Consider the following 20423-nt stretch of genomic DNA (forward strand, 5'->3'; position numbering starts at 1 on the left):
TTCGATGCATTTTCCGTATTTGCCCATAGATGATCGTAGAATTTGCCACGCGGTTCAGCCCCATAGACTGCTTATACAGTCAGTAGTGTTAGGAAAGTACTTTGAGCCACCCAGGGATAGCAACTTCAGTTCCCATGAACGACCTCTCGCGCGGCATCGCGCGCGACCGCATCTCGTTGGATTCAGCAGTAGCGGCGGTACTCGACTCCGGGTACGTGATTATGGGTCCGCACCATAATGCATTCGAGTCGGCTCTGGCAGAGTATTTGGGCGTCGATCATGTGCTAGGGGTAGCCTCCGGGACCGACGCGCTGGAGATTGCAATCAAGGCCGTAATGCCTGCAGGCAAGACATCCGTAATGACCGCTGGCAACGCGGGCGGCTATACCTCGACCGCTGCACGACGTGGCGGATTTCAGGTGCGCTATGCCGACATTGACCCCAACTCACTCTGTCTGAGCCGACAGACTGTTTCTGACGCGCTCACCGATGACATCGGGGTGGTCGTGGTCACTCATCTCTACGGGAATCTCACAGACATTTCCACGCTCGTTGAGCTGTGCCATGGGCGGGGAATTCGCGTGGTCGAGGACTGCGCACAAGCGATTGGAGCCCGCCGGGATGACGGAGCTGCCGGTTCATTTGGCGACATTTCTGCTACAAGTTTCTACCCGACAAAAAATCTCGGGGCGATCGGTGACGGTGGGGCCATCGCAACGAACAACGCTGACTTCGCGCACAGAGCGTCTCAACTACGCCAATACGGGTGGGTGTCCAAGTATCGTGTTGCGGTCCCCGGAGGCACAAATTCGCGGCTCGATGAATTACAGGCGGCCTTCCTCTTGGTTCGGTTGCCACTGCTCGATGCTTTCAATGAACGGCGTCGAACAATCGTGCAGAGATATGGCGCTGCTGCGACGAAATCTCCATTGCAAGTTCTCGCAGCGGACGGGCCCCATCACGCCGCCCATCTTGCTGTTGCCCTATCGCCGCGGCGTACTGACGTGCGCGAACAGCTCCTAAAAAAGGGCGTCGTTACCGACGTACATTTCCCAGTGCCAGACCATCAACAAGTCGGTTTTGGCGCCCTACCGCAATCTTTGCCCCACACCGAGAGAGCGTCACTCGAAGTATTATCACTACCCTGTTTTCCAGAGCTGACGGACGAAGAAGTTGACCTGGTATGCGATGCTATTCGAACCCTCAAATGAATAACACGATTACCTACTCGATCGTGGTTCCTGTCTATGGAAATTCCGGGAGCATCACTGACTTATTGGAACGGTTGGAAGGGATTTCCTTTCAACTTGACAGAGAACTCGAAGTTATCTTCGTCGTCGATGGATCTCCGGACGATTCTTATGACGTTCTGACCGCGCAACTCCCCAACGCGACATTCGCGACTCAACTCTTGCAACACTCGCGCAATTTTGGCTCCTTCGCGGCCATTCGCACCGGAATGGCACACGCGCGGGGCGACTTCATCGCCGTAATGGCAGCCGACATGCAGGAGCCACCGGAACTTGCAATCGAATTCTTTCGCGTCCTCGCATCCGGTTCCGCAGATGTCACCGTCGGACGACGAGAAAGTCGTCACGACCCTCGTTTGAGCGGGTTCTCGTCATCGGCCTTCTGGCGGCTGTATAGAAAATGGGTATTTCCGGATATGCCCGAGGGTGGCGTCGATATTTTCGCTTGCAATCGTGCCGTAGTCGAGGAAGTCCTTCGATTGGACGAATCGCACAGCAGCTTGGTTGGGCTGCTCTACTGGGTTGGTTTTCGGCGTGTCGAGGTGCCCTATCACCGCCTGCAACGCGAGCACGGCGAAAGCGGTTGGTCGTTCTCGAAGAAGCGCAAGTATCTGCTGGACAGCATTTTCTCATTCACCGATCTCCCGTTGCGCCTCCTGATAAGCATCGGTTCGACTGGAGCCGTGATTACAGCCCTGTCGGCATTTGCCGTTCTTGCATCTTTCCTTCTGGGGGGTATTCGTGAACCCGGATATACGCCGCTTATGTTGGTGATCTTGTTCTCCACATTTACGCTCTTAGTCGCGTTAGGAATTGTCGGCTCATATGTTTGGCGCGCGTTCGAAAACACCAAAAGACGACCCGGTTCCATAGTGATGACCCGCTGGGCCTCTAGCGACAACGCCCTAGGTCAGCGAATGCCCAACCACACCGAGGAGAAGAAACCATAGCCATGGCAACCCCATTCGTACACGCCCAAGGAATCTGTGAATCCATAACCGTCGGTTCAGACACAACGATCTGGGCTTTCGCGCATGTGCTTGCGGGCGCCGTTATCGGCCGAAACGTCAATATCTGTGATCACGTTTTCATCGAGAATGATGTGATCGTGGGCGACCGGGTGACTATCAAATCTGGGGTTCAGCTCTGGGATGGTATTGAGCTGCAGGACGACGTCTTTGTGGGCCCGAACGCGACCTTCACCAATGACGGGTTCCCCCGAAGCAAAAAGTATCCCGAGAGCTTTCCCCGCACGATCGTCGAAAAGGGAGCCTCCATCGGCGGAGGAGCCGTTATCCTCCCCGGCATCCGCATCGGCCGAGACGCCATGATCGGTGCCGGAGCAGTGGTCACCCGCGATGTGCCACCGTTTGCCATCGTCGTCGGCAACCCTGCCCGCATCACCGGATACGCCGACAGTGAAGGCCACCGTTTGGTGTCCACGGAGTCCGCTCCGCTCACATCCGGGCACGTTCTGGTCAGTAAGTCTCTCGTTCAACTGCGCAAGGCGACGGACATGCGCGGAAGTTTGGTCGTAGCCGAGCTCGGCACCGATCTACCTTTTGTACCGCAACGGTTTTTCATCGTCTACGACGTACCATCCAGGGACGTGCGTGGCGAGCACGCACATCGCACGTGCGAGCAATTTCTTACTTGCATCAAGGGAAGCGTGCGTGCAATCGTCGACGATGGCGTCAACCGGGAGGAGTTCCTGATCGACTCACCTGACATTGGCTTACACATGCCAGCGATGACCTGGGGCACACAGTATGCGTATTCGCCAGATGCCGTGCTCGGCGTCTTTGCGTCCCTGCCCTATGATGAAGCCGACTATATCCGCACGTATTCCGAATTTCGGGCCGCCGTCAACGCGTAAAAGGACATTTCTTTCATGCATCGATTTTGGAACCGGCTGGCCAAACTCGCCCGCGACCAACGTTTGCGATTTCTGGCTGTTGGCGGTGTAAACACCGTGGTCGGCTACGCCTTGTTCGCGGTTTTCGACTTATTTGTTTTCGCGACCGTGCCATTCGGCTATCTTCTTAGCCTAATGAGCGCATACGCTATCGCCATCGTTTTAGCGTTCGTACTCTACCGTCGGTTCGTTTTCAAAGTCACCGGGCGGGTCTGGTCAGACTTCGTGAAATTTGTCAGCGTTTATTTAGTCGCAATTGGGGTGAATCTCTTGACGCTGCCACTCCTCATCGAAGTCGCAGGATTGAACTCGCTCGTCGCGCAGGCGATAGTGCTCATTGCGACGACTTTCATGAGCTTTTTCGGCCACCGCGAGTTTTCGTTCCGCCGCGAACCGGAAGCTGAATTCTGAAAGAGATTATTCCGAGCGTGTGGCAAGTAGTTCACCAAGATACCGGCCATAACCACTCTTGCGCAGTGGTTCAGCCAACGCCGCCAGCTGGCCATTATCAATCCAGCCGGCGCGCCAGGCGATCTCCTCGATGCAGCCGATTTTGAAGCCCTGGCGATCTTCAATGACGCGAACGTATTCGCTCGCCTGCATCATCGACTCGAATGTGCCCGTGTCAAGCCAAGCAGTGCCACGGTCGAGTACCTGCACGTGCAGCTTTCCTCGATCCAGATAAGCCTGATTAACTGTCGAGATCTCCAGCTCACCGCGCGCACTCGGCTCGATCGACTTCGCAATCTCTACAACGTCGTTGTCATAAAAGTAGAGACCGGGCACTGCGTAGTTGCTCTTGGGAACAGCCGGTTTCTCTTCGATGGATACAGCACGCATCTCGCTGTCGAACTCGACGACGCCATAGGCACTCGGAGCGGCGACGTGATACGCAAAGATTACGGCACCGTCTACGTCCGCGTTTCCCTGAAGAGCGGTACCGAGACCCGCACCGTGAAAGATGTTGTCGCCCAGAACGAGGGCGACGCTTTCGTCGCCGATGAATTCTTCACCGATTGTGAAGGCTTGGGCGAGGCCGTCGGGTGAAGGCTGCACGGCATACTCGATACGCATGCCGAAGTCGGAACCGTCGCCCAAGAGGGCGCGAAATTGCTGGTTGTATTCTGGCGTCGTGATCAGTAGCACTTCGCGTATTCCGGCCATCATGAGCGTTGACAACGGGTAGTAGACCATCGGCTTGTCGTAGATGGGCATTAACTGCTTGGAAATGCCCTTGGTGATCGGCCACAGGCGTGTACCGGAGCCGCCTGCGAGAATGATGCCGCGCATGAATCAGTCCTTTGTTCTGAGTGAGTCGTAGAACGAGCGGCATTCATCCCAAGTCGGGAGAAGGGCCGCAGCCGCAGAATTCTGAAGTGATGGCGCCTCGATGTCCTTTGGCGACAGCGAAAGTGATTCCAAATCTGCCGGGAAAACCAAATTGATGTCGAGGTCGAGCGGACTAATTCCGTGCTCCCGTTCCGGGTTGAAAGTGTCCGAAACGAGATACGTTACGACGGCATCGGCGGTCAGCGCGACGAAAGCGTGGCCCAATCCTTCGGACAGGTACACGCTGCGCCGGTCGACGTCGTCGAGCAAAACCGAATCCCACTTACCGTAGGTTGGCGACCCTATCCGGAGGTCAATAGTGTAATCGAGAACCGCGCCGTGCACCGCCGTCACGTATTTCGCCTGTCCTCGTGGAACGCTTGCAAAGTGGATGCCGCGCACGACTCCCTGACGAGACACAGACAAATTGGCCTGGCGCAGGTCGAGTGCATGCCCAACGGTCTGCTCGAGCTTGTCGAATCGATACCACTCAAGAAATATCCCGCGATCATCCGCATGTTGTTTTGGGGTCATTTCGTAGGCATCGGGGATGGAGAGCTCACGAATCTGCACGTTGCGCAGTCTACACAAGGGCTCCCCGGTAGAATCAACGAGACTCACCCGCGAACTGAACGGTACTGGCACGCATGAATCATCTCGTCCCCGGTTGCGCCGGCGGTATTATTCTGCGCAACCTCCCGGAAGCAGTGCGGGAATGATCGCGGTTGTCACGGTCAGTCACGGATCTGACGATGTTCTCCAACCGTTTCTGGCCAGCGTTGCTGCCGCCTCGCAACATCCCCTTTCGGTCGTCGTCGTAGACAACAAACCGGAGGGAAGTGCCGCGAAGACTATAGCGGCCAGCTTTGGTGCCAGCTACGTGACGGACGTGAACCGTGGCTACGGGCACGGCATTAATCTGGGGGTTGCCAGCCTTGGGGATTCCGCCGACTGGATTCTGGTCTGCAACCCTGATCTGCTGCTCGAACCCGGCTCGATTGATTGGTTACGCGGCTGTGGAGAGTCTGACTCACGGATCGGGGCGGTCGGCCCACGCATTCTCAATGCGGACGGCACGACCTACGCATCCGCGCGATCGCTGCCGTCCATTCGCACGGGGATCGGCCATGCGCTCTTCGCCAACGTCTGGAAGAGTAACCCGTGGACGAGACGCTACCTTCACGTCAGTGCCGCTGACCCGCACCAACGAGACGCTGGGTGGCTATCGGGAGCGTGCCTCCTGATCCGAGGCTCCGTGTTTGAACAACTCTCTGGTTTCGATGAGTCCTACTTCATGTATTTCGAAGACGTAGATCTCGGCTACCGCATGCACAAGGCCGGCTATCGCAGCGTCTATGATCCCGGCGCTGCAGTCACTCATACCGGTGCGCACTCCACGCAAATCGAATCAGCACGCATGTTAAAGGCCCACCACGAGAGCGCGAATCGGTTCCTCGCCCGCAAGTATCACGGGCACTTACTCTGGCCACTAAGACAGGTCCTTGCTGCGGGCCTCGCCGTTCGTTCACGCTTTCAGCAGGGTCATGAATAACGGTAACAACATTTCGGATAGTGTGAAGTAATCCCCAAGAGCGGAATATGAATTAGACATGGTATTAGATTCACGATCCCGCGCAATAGCTCACGATCTTACGAAACGCTCCCAGCAGCAACGATTTTCCTGGGTAATCTTTCTCTGTTTCCTCGGTGCCACTCTCTCCATGGGTGTCGCTGAATTCAAATTCGATGCGTGGTTCTACTGGGCGGCCGCCCAGACGATCTTTGAACCACGACCGGAAGTCGAATTCTTCTGGGGGTTTCGAGGAGTCCTGGGAAACTATGCTTACCTGCCAGCAGCTGGACTAGCCAGGCTCTTAGGTCCAGGTTTCGACGGCTTTGCTGTGTTATTTCAGAACGCCATGTTCTTCTCCTGGTTCGCGGCTTTCTTGCTTCCGCGCTGTATCGCCATATGGCGCCCCGTCACACTTCAAGGTCGTTTATTGGGCGCCTTCCTCACCTGGATTGTGCTAGCAGGGTTTGCACCATACCCTCTTGTGGACGCCTATCCCGCGATCATAATATTCGCCATCATGGTGTTGCTTCAAACCAAGGGAATACTCGCTATCGTTCTAGCCGGTTTGCTGGGAGGCATTGCGGTCAATGTCCGTCCGTCCTACCTCGTCATAGTCGGAGGCTTCCTACTGGTAACGCTCATCTGGCGACGATGGAGAGGCCTCGGGTTCGCGATCGGTATTATCCTTGGGCTGGTTCCTCAATTAGTCATGAATGTTGTGCGTCTCGGTGAATGGATCCTTTGGCCACCGCTCTCATCTTCGCTTGTCTCGCTTCAGTCGGGGTACGGTGCGTACATCGTGCGCTATGACACTCTTTTCGATGCGGATTCGCCACAGCAGTTCTACTGTTCCCCTGAAATGGCCAACGCGCTCACAGCTCCACTGCCAGAGACGGCGGGCGAGCTTGCTTTCGCCTTTCTTGCACACCTTCCATCTTCGCTGTTCTTTGCTTTGGAGAAAGTGGGAGCGTCACTTCACTGGCCGCTTTCTACTCCGTATACAACTTCAAACGTCGGCGTGGATGGACTCTTCGCGCTGGCCATCACACTCATTACTGTCTGTGGTATTTCGAGTCTTCTTTTTACAGTTTTTCGAAAGCGTCTTGACGAACGATGGCGGCATTCGAGTTGGTTGGCGGCTGCTCTGGCTGGTGTTGTCGTCATTGCCGGCACTCTCACCATCGTTGCATCGGCTTCCGAGAGTCGTTTTGCATTGCCGTTAGTGCTGACTGGAGTCCTTGGCTGCGCATCCTTAGGCAACGCAAAGTTCCGCGATTTTTGGCAAAAACATCGATATTGGATAGCGTCCACGGCCCTAATTGTCGTCGTCGTTTGGTTCTTCGGTGTGTCCGGTCTCCAGCACCCCGCACCCGCCGGTCCAGTCGACCAAGAGATATGTGCTTCCCTTTGATCGACCACGTTGCCGTGCCCAGCCCGCCATCTACTAGAATCGGCGCGCCACGTTCCCAAATGAAACGGTTAGGTTTTATGAGAATTCTCGTCACCGGCGGCGCCGGTTTTATCGGCTCCAACTTTGTTCGACGCACGATCGAAGATAAATATCCGGGCTTGGAAGGCGCCGAAGTCGTGGTGCTCGACGCACTGACCTACTCGGGCAACCTCCAAAATCTCACCCCGATCGCCGATTCGCCGCGCTACTCGTTTGTGCACGGCGACATTCGCGACGGCAAGCTGCTTGACACCCTGTTTCCGGGGCTCGACGCGGTAGTGCACTTCGCCGCGGAAAGCCACGTTGACCGCTCGGTGATGGATTCAACAATCTTCGTCGAGACCAACGTGTTGGGCACCCAGCAGCTGCTGGACGCGGCGCTGCGCCACAATCTCGCCCGGTTCGTGCACGTCTCCACCGACGAGGTCTATGGCTCCATCGCCGAAGGCTCCTGGAACGAGGAGCGGGCGCTTGAGCCCAACTCCCCCTACAGCGCGTCGAAGGCCGGCAGCGACTTGCTTGCCCGCAGCTACCACCGCACCCACGGCCTCAACGTGTCGATCACGCGCTGTTCGAACAACTATGGCCCGTACCACTTTCCCGAAAAGGTCATTCCGCTGTTCGTCAGCAACCTGATCGACGATGCGCACGTTCCCCTCTATGGCGAGGGCAACAACATTCGCGACTGGCTGCACGTAGATGATCACACCCGCGCCATCGCGATGGTGCTCGTCGGCGGCCGCGCTGGCGAGATCTACAACATCGGTGGCGGCACCGAGCTCACCAACAAGGAGCTCACCCAGTTGCTGCTCACCTCGACCGGCAAGGACTGGTCGTACGTTGACCGCGTCGCCGACCGCCTCGGTCACGACCTGCGCTACTCGGTCGACATCTCCAAGATTCAGGCCGAACTCGGGTACGCCCCGGAGGTGCCCTTTGAACAGGGACTCGCCGACGTGGTGCAGTGGTACCGCGATAACCGCCAGTGGTGGGAACCGCTCAAAGCTCGTGCGGCGCTGACTTAGCCGACAGCCATTTGGCCGCAGTCAGACAGATACAGTGGGAGTGCTGCGTCAGTGATGATTTCCGCGCGTTTTGGTAGTCACGCGTAAATTCACGTGTTGCTATTCAGAAGACTTAATCCCTGGAGGACCACATGACGTATCGGATTACCGGAGCGCGCCGTTCGCCGGCGTGGGACATTCAATTGGCCCTCGCAGGGTGCCTCGTACTCGCAGGTGTGGTGCACCAGTGACCGGTACCGAGGTATTCGTGAGCTATGCCCAAAATCGTGAGGACGTCGTGCTCTGGCGCGCGCTGGGCCACATTGTCGATGGTGTCTATATCGACGTCGGGGCGAACCATCCGTCCGAGGATTCAGTCACCCGCAGCTTTTACGATCGTGGTTGGAGCGGAATTGCAATCGAGCCCAGCCCCGTCTTCGCCGCAAAATTTCGTGCCGAACGCCCACGCGATGTCGTTGTCGAAGCCGTCGTTACCGACAGTGCCGAGAAGATTCGCACCCTGCACATGATTAACGAAACAGGCCTCTCTACTCTCGTCGACTCCATTGGTCAGCGCCATTCGGAGACGGGGTTTGACGTGATTGACATCGAGGTCGCGGCGCGACGTCTCGATGACGTGATCGCAGCTACCCGCTACGCCGCCGGCGAAATCCACTTCATGTCAATCGACACCGAGGGAGCCGAGGGCGCAGTGCTCCGCTCTCTCGACTTCACTCGTTTTCGCCCCTGGGTACTGATTGTCGAGGCCACCGAGCCGCGCACGACATTGAGAAATCACGAGAGCTGGGAACCTCTGGTGCTCGCCGCCGGATACTCGTACTGTTTCTTCGACGGAATCTCGCGGTTTTACGTGGCTAATGAGAGGCGCGAGGAATTGCACCCCAAACTCGATCATGGGGCATGCTTTTTCGATCAGTTCGTGACGGTGCGTGAGATCGAGCTCAACGAAACGATGCGTCGATTGAAATCGACGATTCGCAGTGAGACTGCGCGAAACACCCGCCTCGAAGCCGAGCTAGCCAGCACACTGCGCACGGTTTCATGGCGGCTAACCCGGCCCTTGCGTTTCATCCGCTCAAATATGCACCGTGGAACAGAAAAAAAATGACAACCCTGCGCGTGATTGTGGAACAGATGAATTCACCGGTGCCGGGCGGCATCGGTCGATACACCGAAGAGCTCACTCGACAGTTGATCTCCACTGCGCCCGACGACTGCGACGTTGAAGGTGTGGTGTGTGCGTCGACGCCGGAGAAATACGAATCTGTCTTGGATCGACTACCCGGCCTGGCCAGCCTGTACAAGACGAGTCTGCCGCGCCGCGAGCTTGCGGCTGCCTGGCAGCTGGGGCTAACTTCCCTGTCCGGCGGCGGCATGGTTCATGCGCCGAGCTTGTTGGCACCGCTGCGGCGGCACAATCGAGCAACCGACCAGAATCAGGTCGCGGTGACTATTCACGACGTCGTACCGTGGACGCACCCGGAGACTCTGACCCCACATGGAGTCACTTGGCACAAAGCTATGGCCAAACGGGCTAGAAAGCACGCCGACGCGATCATCGTGCCGACCCACGCCGTGGCGCGCGCGCTGTCTGAGATCATAGACTTCGGTGACCGAATCCGTGTGATCGGGGGGGCCGTCAGCAGCGAACTGCTCTTGCCGCTGAACGCGGATGCTCGTGCTGCCGAACTGGACTTACCACGCGAGTTCATTCTGACCGTCGGCACGCTGGAACCGCGCAAAGGGTTGACCTCTTTGATTAGCGGGCTAGGCCTGCGCGGTTCTCCCGACCTGCCGTTGCTGATCGTCGGCCCGCAAGGCTGGGGTGACCTGGATGTCGCCGCGGTAGCCGACGAGGCGGGGCTTACAGAAGGGCGTGTGCGGGCACTGGGCTTCGTGACCGACTCTGATCTCGCCTTGATTTTGTCGCGTGCGACCGTGTTCGTGTATCCGAGCCAGGCGGAAGGCTTTGGACTTCCGCTACTTGAAGCGATGAGTTTCGGTACGCCCGTGGTGCACAGCGACGCCCCCGCGCTCGTCGAAGTTGCCGGAGGTGCCGGGCAGGTGGTGGCGCTCAACGACCTCGCCGGGTACCCCGAACGATTGGTCGCAGCCATCGCGCGCGTACTCAGCGACTCGGATTTGAACGCCACGCTTCGGCTGAGGGGTTTGGACCGGGCGAGAGCCTACAGTTGGCGGGACTCTGCCGAGCGAGTCTGGCAGTTGCACGCGGATTTATAGCACCGTTTGGAGTCGCGTACCGATGTCCATCAGTAGGATGCCAGCAGAAATCAGGTAGGCTCCCAGAGGTTTCGTCTGAACAGGGGCGTGCCGAGCTCTGGAGAAGCACTGCGGCACTCGGCCGTGGACGAACCGCTCAAGACCAGGGGGCTGAACAAACATGACCCGATATCTGATCACCGGTGCCACCGGCATGCTGGGACGCGACCTGCAAACGGCCCTGGCCGGCCGCGAGGTGACGGTCCTCGGCCGGTGTGACCTCGACGTGATCGATCCCGACGCGGTCAAGGCCGCCGTTGCCGGGCACGACGTCATCATCAACTGCGCGGCGTACACCAAGGTCGATGATGCCGAAACTCATGAAGATGAGGCCTACCAGGTAAACGCGGTGGGGCCGTGGAATTTGGCGGTGGCGGCATTCGCTCTGCAGGCGAAGCTCGTGCAGATTTCAACGGACTACGTGTTTGACGGCAGCGCGACCACGCCCTACGCCGAGAACACACCGCACAGCCCGATCTCGGCCTATGGCCGCACCAAGGCAGCCGGCGAAGAATTCGTGCAGGTGGAGAACGGCGCGCGCAGTTACATCGTGCGCACCGCCTGGCTGTACGGCAAGAATGGACCGAACTTCGCCAAGACCATGCTCAAGGCTGCTGGCACGCGCGACACATTGAACGTCGTCAACGACCAGGTCGGCCAGCCGACCTGGACTGTGGACCTCGCCGCGCAGATCGTGCTGCTGCTCGACTCCGACGCACCGGCTGGCATCTACCACGGTACGAACTCCGGTCTGGTCTCGAAGTTCGACCAGGCCCGTGACGTCTTCTCCTTGGCGGGTCTCGACCCGGAACGCGTGCTACCGACCGACAGTTCAGCCTTTAAGCTGCCCGCACCGCGGCCGGCCTACTCGGTGCTCGGCCACGCCAACTGGGCTGTTGCTGGGCTTGCACCGATGCGTAGCTGGCAGGACGCTCAGGCCGAAGCGTTTGCCTCCGGAGTTTTCGAGACGGCATGATCACTCTGCGGGTAGTCGTCGACCAGATGGTCGCCCCGGTACCGGGAGGTATCGGGCGTTACACCGAGGAACTCACCCGCGCGTTGATCGCATCGGCGCCGGCCGAGTGTGACGTTGAGGGCATCGTCTCGTCGTCGACCCCCGCACAGTATGAAATCATTGAGGCCGCCCTGCCCGGCCTGGCCAACGTGCACAAGACGAGCCTGGCCCGCCGGGAGCTGGCCACGGCCTGGGCTCTTGGCGTGACCGCGTCGTCGGGTACCGGCTTGATCCACGCGCCGGGGCTTCTTGCCCCACTACGCCGTCACAACCGAGCCGACGACGGCACTCAAATCGCGGTGACGCTGCACGACGTGCTGGCGTGGACGCATCCGTCATCGCTGACCCCGACGACAGTGGCCTGGACCAAGGGCATGCTCAAACGCGCCCGCAAGCACGCCGACGCAATCGTCGTGCCGAGCCATACCGTGGCACGGCAGCTGACCGAGATCATGGACTTAGGCGACCGGGTGCGCGTAATCGGCGGCGCCGTAGGCCGGCGGCTCGTGCTGCCGGCCATTCCCTTGGTGGAAGAGCGCCTGCAGGCGCTGGCGCTGCCGTCACAGTACATTCTGACCTCCGGGTCGCTCGACCCGCGCAAGGCCGTCACTGCGCTGATCACGGCGCTCGGGCTGCCCGGATCACCGGACCTGCCGCTGATCGTGCTCGGACCGGACACCTGGGGCGAACTCGACCTGGCCTCGGTCGCCGATGAAGCCGGGCTGGCCCCGGGGCGCGTACGCGCCCTGTCAGGGCTGAGCGAATCCGACCTGGCCGTCGTGATTGCCCGAGCAAGCGTGTTCGTCTACCCGAGCCTCGAAGAGGGCTTTGCGCTGCCGATCATCGAGGCCTTCCACCTCGGCACGCCGGTCGTGCACTCCGACGCCCCCGCCCTGCTCGAAGCCGCCGGTGATGCTGGCATTGCCGTCGAGCGAGCGGCCAAAGGATACCCTGAACGGCTTCTTGACGCCGTGAATCGAGTTCTCGGCGACAGCGCGCTGCGGGCCCGCTTGAGCATCGTTGGCGGCGACCGGTCGCGGGCCTTCAGCTGGCGCGACTCCGCCGAGCGGGTCTGGCAGCTACACGCGGACCTGTAGCCCCTGACTATCTAACGGCCGACTCGCAACAAGCTGACGCACTCGTATACAGCCGTTGCGCGCACCACCTGAATGCGGCGGCGACTACTGTGCGGGGGTCGCGGTGGGTACCGGGGCGAGGGCGGCGGCGATCGAGGCGTGGATGGCGGCATAGTTGGGGTCCTCGGGGTCAATACCGTTCTCGGGAATCAGGGGCACCGAGATGACGGGCAGTTCCTTGGTCTTGGCTGCGAGATTCACGAAGTAGCCCAGCATGCCCTGGGGAACATCCGTTTTGATTACCTCAGTGCCTGCAGCGGCGATATCCTGAAATTTAGTCAGCACATTCGCTGGGTTGAACTGGGCCAACAGAGCTTCCTGCAATTGGGTCTGGCGCCCCATACGGTCATAGTCGCTGGTTGTATGCCGGGACCGTGCGTACCAGGTGGCGGTCGTTCCATCCATGTGTTGGGGACCCACCTCGATCCAACCCTCAACCTCCTTGAGTTGCTCATTTCCGCCGATTGGAAGCCGTTCAGCCACCGTGATGTCGACGCCGCCGAGGGCGTCAATGAGGTCGGAGAATCCCTGCATGTCGATGAGCACAAAGTATTGGATGGTGAGTCCGGTGATGCCCTGCGCCGCCTCAAGGGTGGCCTGAATACCCGGGGAGCTGCCCTCGGCCACCGCATTGGGATAGTACTCCGGGCGTTTGAGCTCGGCCTCGTTGAAAATGGAGTTGAGCATGCAGGCCGACACGTCGCATCCGTTTATCGAGCCGTAGCCCTTCGGGTACAGGGCGCCGAGCGAAGACCCAGCCGAGAACGGCACGTCCTCGAGGTTGCGCGGCAGGCTAATGGTGGTGGCCTGGCCGGTCGTGGCGTCGATGCTGACCACCGACATACTGTCGGGGCGGAGGCCGTCGCGGTCGGCGCCGGCGTCACCGCCGAGCAGCAGGATGTTGTAGCGGCCATCGACTGGCGGTTCGCTCGGGCCGGCGACGAAGACGGACGAAAGGAATCCGCTCGCCGACGTGGCGACGAAGGCGCCGTAGCCAGCGGTTCCGCAGACGACGACCATCAGCGCCGCCGAGAACGCGGCGATAATCGGGCGGGCGCCAGGCGCGGCGCGACCCAACCTGATCAGGCTGAGGGTGTTGAGCGTGAGCACGAGCCAGGTGACAGCGTAGAAAGCGAGCACCGCGGCGGCAGCCCACAGGCCGATGGCACTCGTGAACACGGTGAGTACGACCGCGGGCCAGAGCAGGTAGACAGCGCCGACGATGACCGCAGCGATGATCAGCGTGAGGGTTGCACCGAGGCCAAACCGGCCGAGGCGGCGGTTGCCGGCCAGTACCTGCGCCGATCCGGGTAGAACGAAATTGAGTATGACAAGCCACCACGCCCGCGTCGTCATGATGCGTGCGGAGCCGGAATTCGGGTGCCGGATCGGGTCTGTCACACGGCCCTGGTTTGTCATACTGGTCATAATCGTGTCTGGAGATCCCGGTTCTTCTGCTCGACCAAATCTGCGAGCTGCACGGAATAGTCTTCGAGCTTGTGGCGCAGCGCGTCATCGCTCGTGGCGAGAATCTTGATCGCGATTAGCGCGGCGTTCTTCGCTCCGCCGATCGACACCGTCGCGACGGGCACGCCGGCTGGCATCTGCACGATCGACAGCAAGGAATCGAGGCCGTCGAGCAGCCCGAGCGGAACAGGTACCCCCACCACCGGCAGCGTCGTCATGGCGGCGAGCATGCCGGGCAGGTGCGCCGCTCCCCCGGCTCCGGCGATGATCACCTTGAGGCCCCGTGCCTGCGCGCTGCGCCCATAGTCAAGCATTTTCTCGGGGGTGCGGTGCGCCGAAACCACCTGAACCTCGTGCGCCACTCCAAAGTCCGCGAGGGTCTGCGCTGCGGCGCTCATGACGGTGAAGTCGGAGTCGCTGCCCATGACCAGGCCGACCAGCGGCGCGCTGAAGCTTGCAGGCTCGCTAGATGTCTCGGTATTATCTGGCACGCAGATGATCCTATTGCTCACTGCTGAAAGATTTGTGCAGTGGCACGCGCTTGGTACGCAACTTCGTCGAGGTCGTCGCCGCTTGCCGTGACATGGCCCACCTTGCGGCCGGGCCTCGAAGCCTTGCCATAGTTGTGCATTTTCACGAGCGGATGCTGCGCCAGGCCCGCCTCATAACGGTCACCCAACGAGCCTGACACGGGCCCGCCGAAGATGTTCACCATGACCGTCCACGGGTCCCGGGCACCGGTTGCACCGAGCGGCAGGTCGAGCACCGCCCGCAGGTGTTGCTCGAACTGGCTGGTCGTGGACCCGTCAATCGACCAGTGACCGCTGTTGTGCGGGCGCATCGCCAATTCGTTGATGAGGAGGCGCTCGTCGGTTGTTTGGAACAGCTCGACGGCAAGCACGCCGGTGACGCCGATGCCTTCGGCCACGGCCACGGCGATGTCGGTGGCAACATCGGCGAGACGCCCCATGGAGTGGGGCGCCGGCGCGATGACCTCGGCGCAAACGCCATCGCGTTGCACGGTCTCCACGACCGGCCAGACCGCGATCTCCCCGCTCGGCCGCCTAGCGACCACCTGGGCGAGCTCGCGGCTGAAGTGCACGAGCTCTTCGACCAGCAGGGCTCCGCCGTTGCCGTCTTCGGCGAGCGCCTGGAACCAGTCATCAACGTCATGCTCGTGGCTGACCACGCGCACGCCCTTGCCGTCGTAGCCGCCGCGGGCGGTCTTCACGACGGCGCGGCCACCGTGGTTGCTGAGAAATTCGGCAAGCCCGGCGACGTCATCGATGCGCGCCCAATCGGGCACCGGCAGACCCAGCTCGGCGAGCTTTTCGCGCATCAGTAGCTTGTCTTGCGCGTAGAGCAGGGCGTCGGGCCCGGGGTGCACCGTGATGCCCTCGCGCACGAGTTCGCGCAGAATCTCCTGAGGCACATGTTCGTGATCGAAGGTGATCACGTCAACGGTCTTCGCGAAGGCGAGAACCGTGGCCAGGTCGCGGTAATCACCGACACTGACGGCCGCGAGCGCGGCGGACATGCCATCGGCTTCGGCGAAAACCTTCAGCTCGATGCCGAGGTTCACGGCCGCGGGAATCATCATGCGGGCGAGCTGGCCCGCTCCAATCACACCGACGGTCAGAGCCATCTGTTCACCATTTTCTCTGCAAGCGTTCAGCTAAACCTATGTTCAAACTCAGCCCGAAAATTTCGTTACGCCATAGACTGCGAGACTGGAGGGCTTTCTACCCCACTTTACCGAACGTCGGACGGACGCATGTCGATCACCGTGAAGCAGCGCCTGCTCAGCTTTCTGAGTCAGGGTCTCAAGTTTGGCGCCGTCGGTGCGCTGGGCTTCGTGGTGGACTTCACGGTGTTCAACCTGTTGCGCACCACCGTACTGGATTCTGCCGATGTACACGCCGGCCCCATCTACGCCAAGGTCATCTCAACGGTGCTGGCCATTCTGGTCAACTGGCTGGGCAACCGGTACTGGACTTTCAGCAAGAATCGCCAGGACCACACGGCGCGGGAGGGCCTGGAGTTTCTCGCGGTAAGCCTCGTCGGCATGGGCATTGGCATCGCCTGCCTATGGTTCAGTCACTACGTGCTCGGCTACACCAGCGTTCTCGCCGACAACATCTCCGGCAACGTCATCGGCCTGCTGCTCGGGGCAATGTTTCGCTTCACGCTCTACCGCTACTGGGTGTTTGCACCGAGCCGGACCCGGGCGCCGGCATCCGCTGGTATCGCTCTGGTCAGCACGCGCACCGGGGCGATTCGGTTAGCGACGACCCCAGAACGCTGACTCTGCGGAAGGCGCTGACTGCTCCTGCCGGCGGGAGCTCATGACGGTGCTCGCTTTTTCCATGAGGTCGTGCAGCGCACTCTGCACCAGGTCGACGTTGGGGACATCTGCCAAGACCAGCGGATGCTCCAGCCCCGAATTGATCAGCACCGTACCCGAGTGAAACCCGGCCTGCACCCAATTCTGCCGCACGCTCACATCGTAGCCGCGGCTGTGCAGCAGCTCCTGACGGGTGCGCACGAAGAATCCGTGGCGAAAGATGATGCGGCGGGTAGTGATCGTGTAGCGCTTGGTGAGCCAGGACGCGAGCGGCAGCAGCCAGCCGATGACGGCGAGCGCGATGGCGCCGCCGAGCACAGCGGCGTTCTGCCACGGCTCCGCCATGTTGCCGAAGAAGTATCCGGTGCCGCCGGCCAGGGCGAACAGGAGTAGCGTCGGCCAGACCAGCGCGCGAGCGTGCGGGCGCAGGCGCGCGATGACCTTTTCGGGCCGGCTCTCGCGGGCATAGCCGGAGGATTCGGTCTCGTTGGTCTCGCCCTGCGTCTTCTTCTTCATTACTTCTATTAATACCTCAGGTGGGTGACATCGCCGGCGGCGACAGACCGTTCCTCGCCATCGACCTGATTGACGACGGTCAGCCGCCCGCCAGCGTCAATGCCGGTAGCGGTGCCGACCAGGTCGGTGCCGCCGGGCAGTTCCACGCGCACGACACTGCCGAGCGTGCCGCAGAGCTCGGAGACGGCGGCATGCAGGCCGCTCTGGGCGGCGTCGCCGTTGGCTGAGGTAAACGCCCGGTACAGCGTGACGAGCTCGTGCAGGTACGCGGCGAGCACCTGATCGGGGTCGGGCGCGGTGCGGGTGACCAGCAACAGCGAGGTGGATGTGAGGGTGGGCAGGTCGTGTTCGTCGAGGGAGAGGTTGAGACCGGCGCCGATGATGATGCCGGTCCCGTCGGGCAGCAGCTCGCACAGGATGCCGCAGACCTTGTAGCCGTCGATGAGCACGTCGTTGGGCCATTTGAGGGTCGTGTCGTGGCGGGGGTCCTCGGCCTCTTTGACCCCTTCGACGGGCTTCATGTTCTCCTCGACGACTTTTTTCACGGCGCGCGTCATGGCGGCTCCGGCCAGCAGAGGAAACCACCCGAGGGCGTGGGGCGGCACCTTCGGTCGCACGAGTACGGAGATGGCCAGGGTTTTGCCGGTCGGGGCCAACCAGACGCGGCCGAGCCGGCCACGCCCCTGCGTCTGGTTGTCAGTGACGATGACCGAGAGGTCGGGCCAGGCTGCGGCATCCGCCGTGGCTTGTTCTTTGAGCACATCGTTGGTGGAGGTGGCCTCGGAACGGTACTCGAACCGGCTCACCTCGGTACGGCTGAGCGAAAACTCCATGGTGGCGACCCTCTCGTCGGCATAACTCCTGCAATTCTGTCGAATATGGCCTCGAAACACCTATTTCACGCTGTTTTTGACCAAATTGCAGGAGTTATGAGCGTGGCGGAAGAGTTTTGGCTGGCCGGTGGACCGCTGGAGGGGGGAAAGGTGCAGGGTTGGCCGGCAAAGTTGTGGAACATCGTCAACGGGGACCGTGCGGGGGGTGCCGGTAGAGTGAAACGGTGACTGATAAGACGCCCGCCGCGGCACCCGACCTGTATACGACGGCGGGAAAACTCGCCGACCTCAAGCTGCGTTATCACGAAGCCGTGACGGCCAGCGGGGCGACCGCCATCGAAAAGCAACATGCCAAGGGCAAGATGACCGCCCGCGAGCGCGTTGATTTGCTGCTCGACCAGGGCTCTTTCGTGGAGCTCGACGAGTTTGTGCGGCACCGCACCGTGGCTTTTGGTATGGAGAAGAAGCGGCCATACGGCGACGCGGTCGTCACCGGAACCGGCACGATCCACGGCCGCCAGGTGGCCGTGTATTCCCAGGACTTCACCATCTTCGGCGGGTCGCTCGGCGAGGTGGCCGGCGAGAAGATCATCAAGGTGATGGACCTCGCCCTGAAGACCGGGGTCCCCATCATCGGCATTCTCGACTCGGGCGGAGCGCGCATTCAGGAGGGCGTCGTGGCCCTCGGCAAGTACGGCGAGATCTTTCGCCGCAACACGGCCGCATCCGGTGTCATTCCACAGATCTCGATCATCTGCGGTCCGGCCGCGGGCGGAGCGGTCTATTCCCCCGCTCTGACCGACTTCGTGATCATGGTCGACAAGACCAGCCAGATGTTCGTCACCGGCCCCGATGTCATCAAGACCGTCACCGGCGAAGACGTCGGTATGGAAGAGCTCGGCGGAGCCCTCACCCACAACAAAGTCTCCGGCGTCTCGCACTACCTTGCCAGCGATGAACCCGACGCCCTCGACTTCGCCCGCGCCCTCTTGAGCTACCTGCCCGACAACAACCTGGCCGAGCTGCCCGTGTTCGACAGCGAGGTGGAACTCGAAACAACGGATGCCGACCGGCGCCTCAACACGATCATCCCCGATTCGCCCAACCAGCCCTACGACGTCAAGACCGTCATCGAGCACATCGTGGACAACGGCGACTTTCTTGAGACGCAGCCGTTGTACGCGCCGAACATCGTCGTGGGTTTCGCCCGGGTCGAGGGCCGCTCCATTGGAATCGTCGCCAACCAGCCCAACGCCATGGCCGGCACCCTGAACATCGAAGCCGGCGAGAAAGCCGCACGCTTCGTGCGGTTCTGCGATGCGTTCTCCATCCCCATCCTTACCCTCGTCGACGTGCCCGGCTTCCTGCCCGGCACCGACCAGGAATGGACCGGCATCATTCGGCGCGGCGCGAAACTGCTGTACGCCTACGCCGAGGCCACCGTGCCGCTCGTCACCGTTATTCTGCGTAAGGCCTACGGCGGCGCGTATATCGTGATGGGTTCCAAGCAGCTCGGCGCCGACACCAACCTGGCCTGGCCGACCGCGGAGATCGCTGTCATGGGCGGCCAGGGCGCCGTGAACATTCTCTACCGCGCCGAGATCAAGGCGGCCGAACAGGCCGGTGAAGACGTCGCAGCGGTGCGCACCCGCCTGGCCAACGAGTACACCTACAACGTGGCGAGCCCGTTTCTCGCCGCGGAACGCGGCGAACTCGACGGCATCATCGAGCCGGCGGCTACTCGGGTATCGGTCATCAAGGCGTTGCGGGCACTTCGCACCAAGCGGGCGAACCTGCCCGCCAAGAAGCACGGGAACATTCCGCTGTGAAGACATCCCACACCGCGATGCCGGCCAACACCGGGCGGCCGAAGCCGTCCGAGTTCGATCCGTCGGAGCTGGTTTTTGTGACCCACCGTGTCAGTGACGTCGAGGTGTCGGCGGTGACGGCCATCATCCGTGGCCTGTTGCGGGAAGAATCCGACGAGCGCCGGGCCGCGCCGGAACTCGGTCAAAGTGCCTGGCAGCAGAACCAGCGCCCGATGCGGGTTCCGGTGCACCCGGGCGCCAACCGCTGGCGCGGCTTCAGCGGCTGATGCGTGCATCCCCCGGTGCGTGTGTCCTCCTAAATGCCGACTGTGCGGATGAGTTCGATAGTGCAGACTGATCAAGCTCGGTGATGCTCCTGGAGTGTCATCACCAATCATTCGCTGACTAGGGTAAGCGAGCGAATGTGTTGGGGGTGAGAACGGATGGCATTCGGGTTGTCGTCCTTTCTCGAATAATCGAAA

General features: G+C 60.8%; 20 protein-coding genes and 3 pseudogenes. 16 read left to right on the forward strand and 7 right to left on the reverse strand.

The features are described 5' to 3' along the window. The first annotated feature begins 134 nt into the window (after window positions 1-134). The 6 genes and pseudogenes from CXY72_RS09895 (at window position 135) to CXY72_RS09910 (ending at window position 3576) form a co-directional block, all read left to right on the forward strand. A complete protein-coding gene (locus CXY72_RS09895; protein ID WP_104127528.1) occupies window positions 135-1211 on the forward strand; it encodes a DegT/DnrJ/EryC1/StrS aminotransferase family protein in 1077 nt (358 codons plus the stop codon). Further along, entirely contained in the window at window positions 1208-2200 is a 993-nt protein-coding gene (locus tag CXY72_RS09900; RefSeq protein WP_104127529.1) for a glycosyltransferase family 2 protein, read from the forward strand. The genes CXY72_RS09895 and CXY72_RS09900 overlap by 4 nt, the downstream gene beginning before the upstream one ends. 2 nt (window positions 2201-2202) lie before the next feature. Continuing rightward, window positions 2203-2298 (forward strand): annotated as a pseudogene (locus tag CXY72_RS20640) (hypothetical protein); the annotation flags it as partial. Between the two features lie 228 nt (window positions 2299-2526). Beyond that, a pseudogene (locus CXY72_RS20645) lies at window positions 2527-2652 on the forward strand (isomerase); the annotation flags it as partial. A gap of 96 nt (window positions 2653-2748) precedes the next feature. Further along, window positions 2749-3126, forward strand: a pseudogene (locus CXY72_RS20650) (FdtA/QdtA family cupin domain-containing protein); the annotation flags it as partial. Window positions 3127-3141: 15 nt separating this feature from the next. Next, window positions 3142-3576 (forward strand): GtrA family protein, encoded by a 435-nt coding sequence (locus CXY72_RS09910; RefSeq protein WP_104127531.1) that lies wholly within the window; start codon window positions 3142-3144, stop codon window positions 3574-3576. 6 nt (window positions 3577-3582) lie between these two features. Here CXY72_RS09910 and rfbA read toward each other — a convergent pair whose 3' ends face one another. Both rfbA and CXY72_RS09920 read right to left on the reverse strand, forming a co-directional pair. Then, entirely contained in the window at window positions 3583-4455 is an 873-nt protein-coding gene (gene rfbA, locus CXY72_RS09915) for a glucose-1-phosphate thymidylyltransferase RfbA (protein WP_104127532.1), read from the reverse strand. 3 nt (window positions 4456-4458) lie between these two features. Beyond that, complete coding sequence (locus CXY72_RS09920; protein ID WP_104127533.1) at window positions 4459-5067, reverse strand: dTDP-4-dehydrorhamnose 3,5-epimerase family protein; 609 nt, start codon at window positions 5065-5067, stop codon at window positions 4459-4461. 142 nt (window positions 5068-5209) lie between these two features. Here CXY72_RS09920 and CXY72_RS09925 point away from each other — a divergent pair, with 142 nt between their 5' ends. From CXY72_RS09925 to CXY72_RS09955, 7 genes are all read left to right on the forward strand, one after another. Next, on the forward strand, window positions 5210-6046 hold the full coding sequence (locus CXY72_RS09925) for a glycosyltransferase family 2 protein (protein WP_104127534.1): 837 nt from the start codon (window positions 5210-5212) through the stop codon (window positions 6044-6046). Window positions 6047-6215: 169 nt separating this feature from the next. Next, window positions 6216-7478 carry a hypothetical protein gene (locus CXY72_RS09930; RefSeq protein WP_146071134.1) on the forward strand — a complete coding sequence of 421 codons (1263 nt, stop codon included), beginning with the start codon at window positions 6216-6218 and terminating at the stop codon, window positions 7476-7478. A 77-nt stretch (window positions 7479-7555) separates the two neighbouring features. Then, window positions 7556-8542, forward strand: coding sequence for a dTDP-glucose 4,6-dehydratase (gene rfbB, locus CXY72_RS09935; protein ID WP_104127536.1), 987 nt, complete (start codon window positions 7556-7558; stop codon window positions 8540-8542). Window positions 8543-8768: 226 nt separating this feature from the next. Continuing rightward, on the forward strand, window positions 8769-9650 hold the full coding sequence (locus tag CXY72_RS09940) for an FkbM family methyltransferase (protein WP_158252536.1): 882 nt from the start codon (window positions 8769-8771) through the stop codon (window positions 9648-9650). Next, complete coding sequence (locus CXY72_RS09945; protein ID WP_104127538.1) at window positions 9647-10783, forward strand: glycosyltransferase family 1 protein; 1137 nt, start codon at window positions 9647-9649, stop codon at window positions 10781-10783. Before CXY72_RS09940 ends, CXY72_RS09945 begins: the two co-directional genes overlap by 4 nt. A 160-nt stretch (window positions 10784-10943) precedes the next feature. Next, on the forward strand, window positions 10944-11798 hold the full coding sequence (gene rfbD / locus CXY72_RS09950) for a dTDP-4-dehydrorhamnose reductase (protein ID WP_104127539.1): 855 nt from the start codon (window positions 10944-10946) through the stop codon (window positions 11796-11798). Beyond that, a complete protein-coding gene (locus CXY72_RS09955) occupies window positions 11795-12934 on the forward strand; it encodes a glycosyltransferase family 1 protein (protein ID WP_104127540.1) in 1140 nt (379 codons plus the stop codon). Before rfbD ends, CXY72_RS09955 begins: the two co-directional genes overlap by 4 nt. Window positions 12935-13018: 84 nt before the next feature. Here the strand turns inward: CXY72_RS09955 and CXY72_RS09960 are convergent, their stop codons facing one another. The 3 genes from CXY72_RS09960 to CXY72_RS09970 form a co-directional block, all read right to left on the reverse strand. Next, window positions 13019-14401 (reverse strand): LCP family protein, encoded by a 1383-nt coding sequence (locus CXY72_RS09960; RefSeq protein WP_233197749.1) that lies wholly within the window; start codon window positions 14399-14401, stop codon window positions 13019-13021. Continuing rightward, window positions 14398-14865: a 5-(carboxyamino)imidazole ribonucleotide mutase gene (purE, locus tag CXY72_RS09965; RefSeq protein ID WP_104127642.1), complete on the reverse strand. Its 468-nt coding sequence runs from the start codon at window positions 14863-14865 to the stop codon at window positions 14398-14400. The genes CXY72_RS09960 and purE overlap by 4 nt, the downstream gene beginning before the upstream one ends. Before the next feature lie 83 nt (window positions 14866-14948). After that, window positions 14949-16085, reverse strand: a complete 1137-nt coding sequence (locus tag CXY72_RS09970) for a 5-(carboxyamino)imidazole ribonucleotide synthase (RefSeq protein WP_104127541.1) — start codon at window positions 16083-16085, stop codon at window positions 14949-14951. A 129-nt stretch (window positions 16086-16214) separates the two neighbouring features. Between CXY72_RS09970 and CXY72_RS09975 the strand changes: the two genes are divergently transcribed. Next, the gene (locus tag CXY72_RS09975) at window positions 16215-16745 is read left to right on the forward strand and encodes a GtrA family protein (RefSeq protein WP_104127542.1); all 531 of its coding nucleotides are present in this window, start codon (window positions 16215-16217) and stop codon (window positions 16743-16745) included. On the opposite strand, the gene CXY72_RS09980 is transcribed toward CXY72_RS09975, so the two are convergent. Together CXY72_RS09980 and CXY72_RS09985 are read right to left on the reverse strand one after the other, a co-directional pair. After that, window positions 16722-17300: a PH domain-containing protein gene (locus CXY72_RS09980; RefSeq protein WP_233197750.1), complete on the reverse strand. Its 579-nt coding sequence runs from the start codon at window positions 17298-17300 to the stop codon at window positions 16722-16724. The two genes, CXY72_RS09975 and CXY72_RS09980, sit on opposite strands and share 24 nt — an antisense overlap. Window positions 17301-17308: 8 nt before the next feature. Continuing rightward, on the reverse strand, window positions 17309-18133 hold the full coding sequence (locus tag CXY72_RS09985; protein ID WP_104127543.1) for a biotin--[acetyl-CoA-carboxylase] ligase: 825 nt from the start codon (window positions 18131-18133) through the stop codon (window positions 17309-17311). A 224-nt stretch (window positions 18134-18357) separates the two neighbouring features. Here CXY72_RS09985 and CXY72_RS09990 point away from each other — a divergent pair, with 224 nt between their 5' ends. Then, window positions 18358-19962, forward strand: coding sequence for an acyl-CoA carboxylase subunit beta (locus tag CXY72_RS09990; RefSeq protein ID WP_104127544.1), 1605 nt, complete (start codon window positions 18358-18360; stop codon window positions 19960-19962). Next, window positions 19959-20228 carry an acyl-CoA carboxylase epsilon subunit gene (locus CXY72_RS09995; RefSeq protein ID WP_104127545.1) on the forward strand — a complete coding sequence of 90 codons (270 nt, stop codon included), beginning with the start codon at window positions 19959-19961 and terminating at the stop codon, window positions 20226-20228. The genes CXY72_RS09990 and CXY72_RS09995 overlap by 4 nt, the downstream gene beginning before the upstream one ends. The last annotated feature ends 195 nt before the right edge of the window (window positions 20229-20423 follow it).

This window comes from Cryobacterium sp. Y57 (genome assembly GCF_002929505.1).
Lineage (GTDB): Bacteria > Actinomycetota > Actinomycetes > Actinomycetales > Microbacteriaceae > Cryobacterium.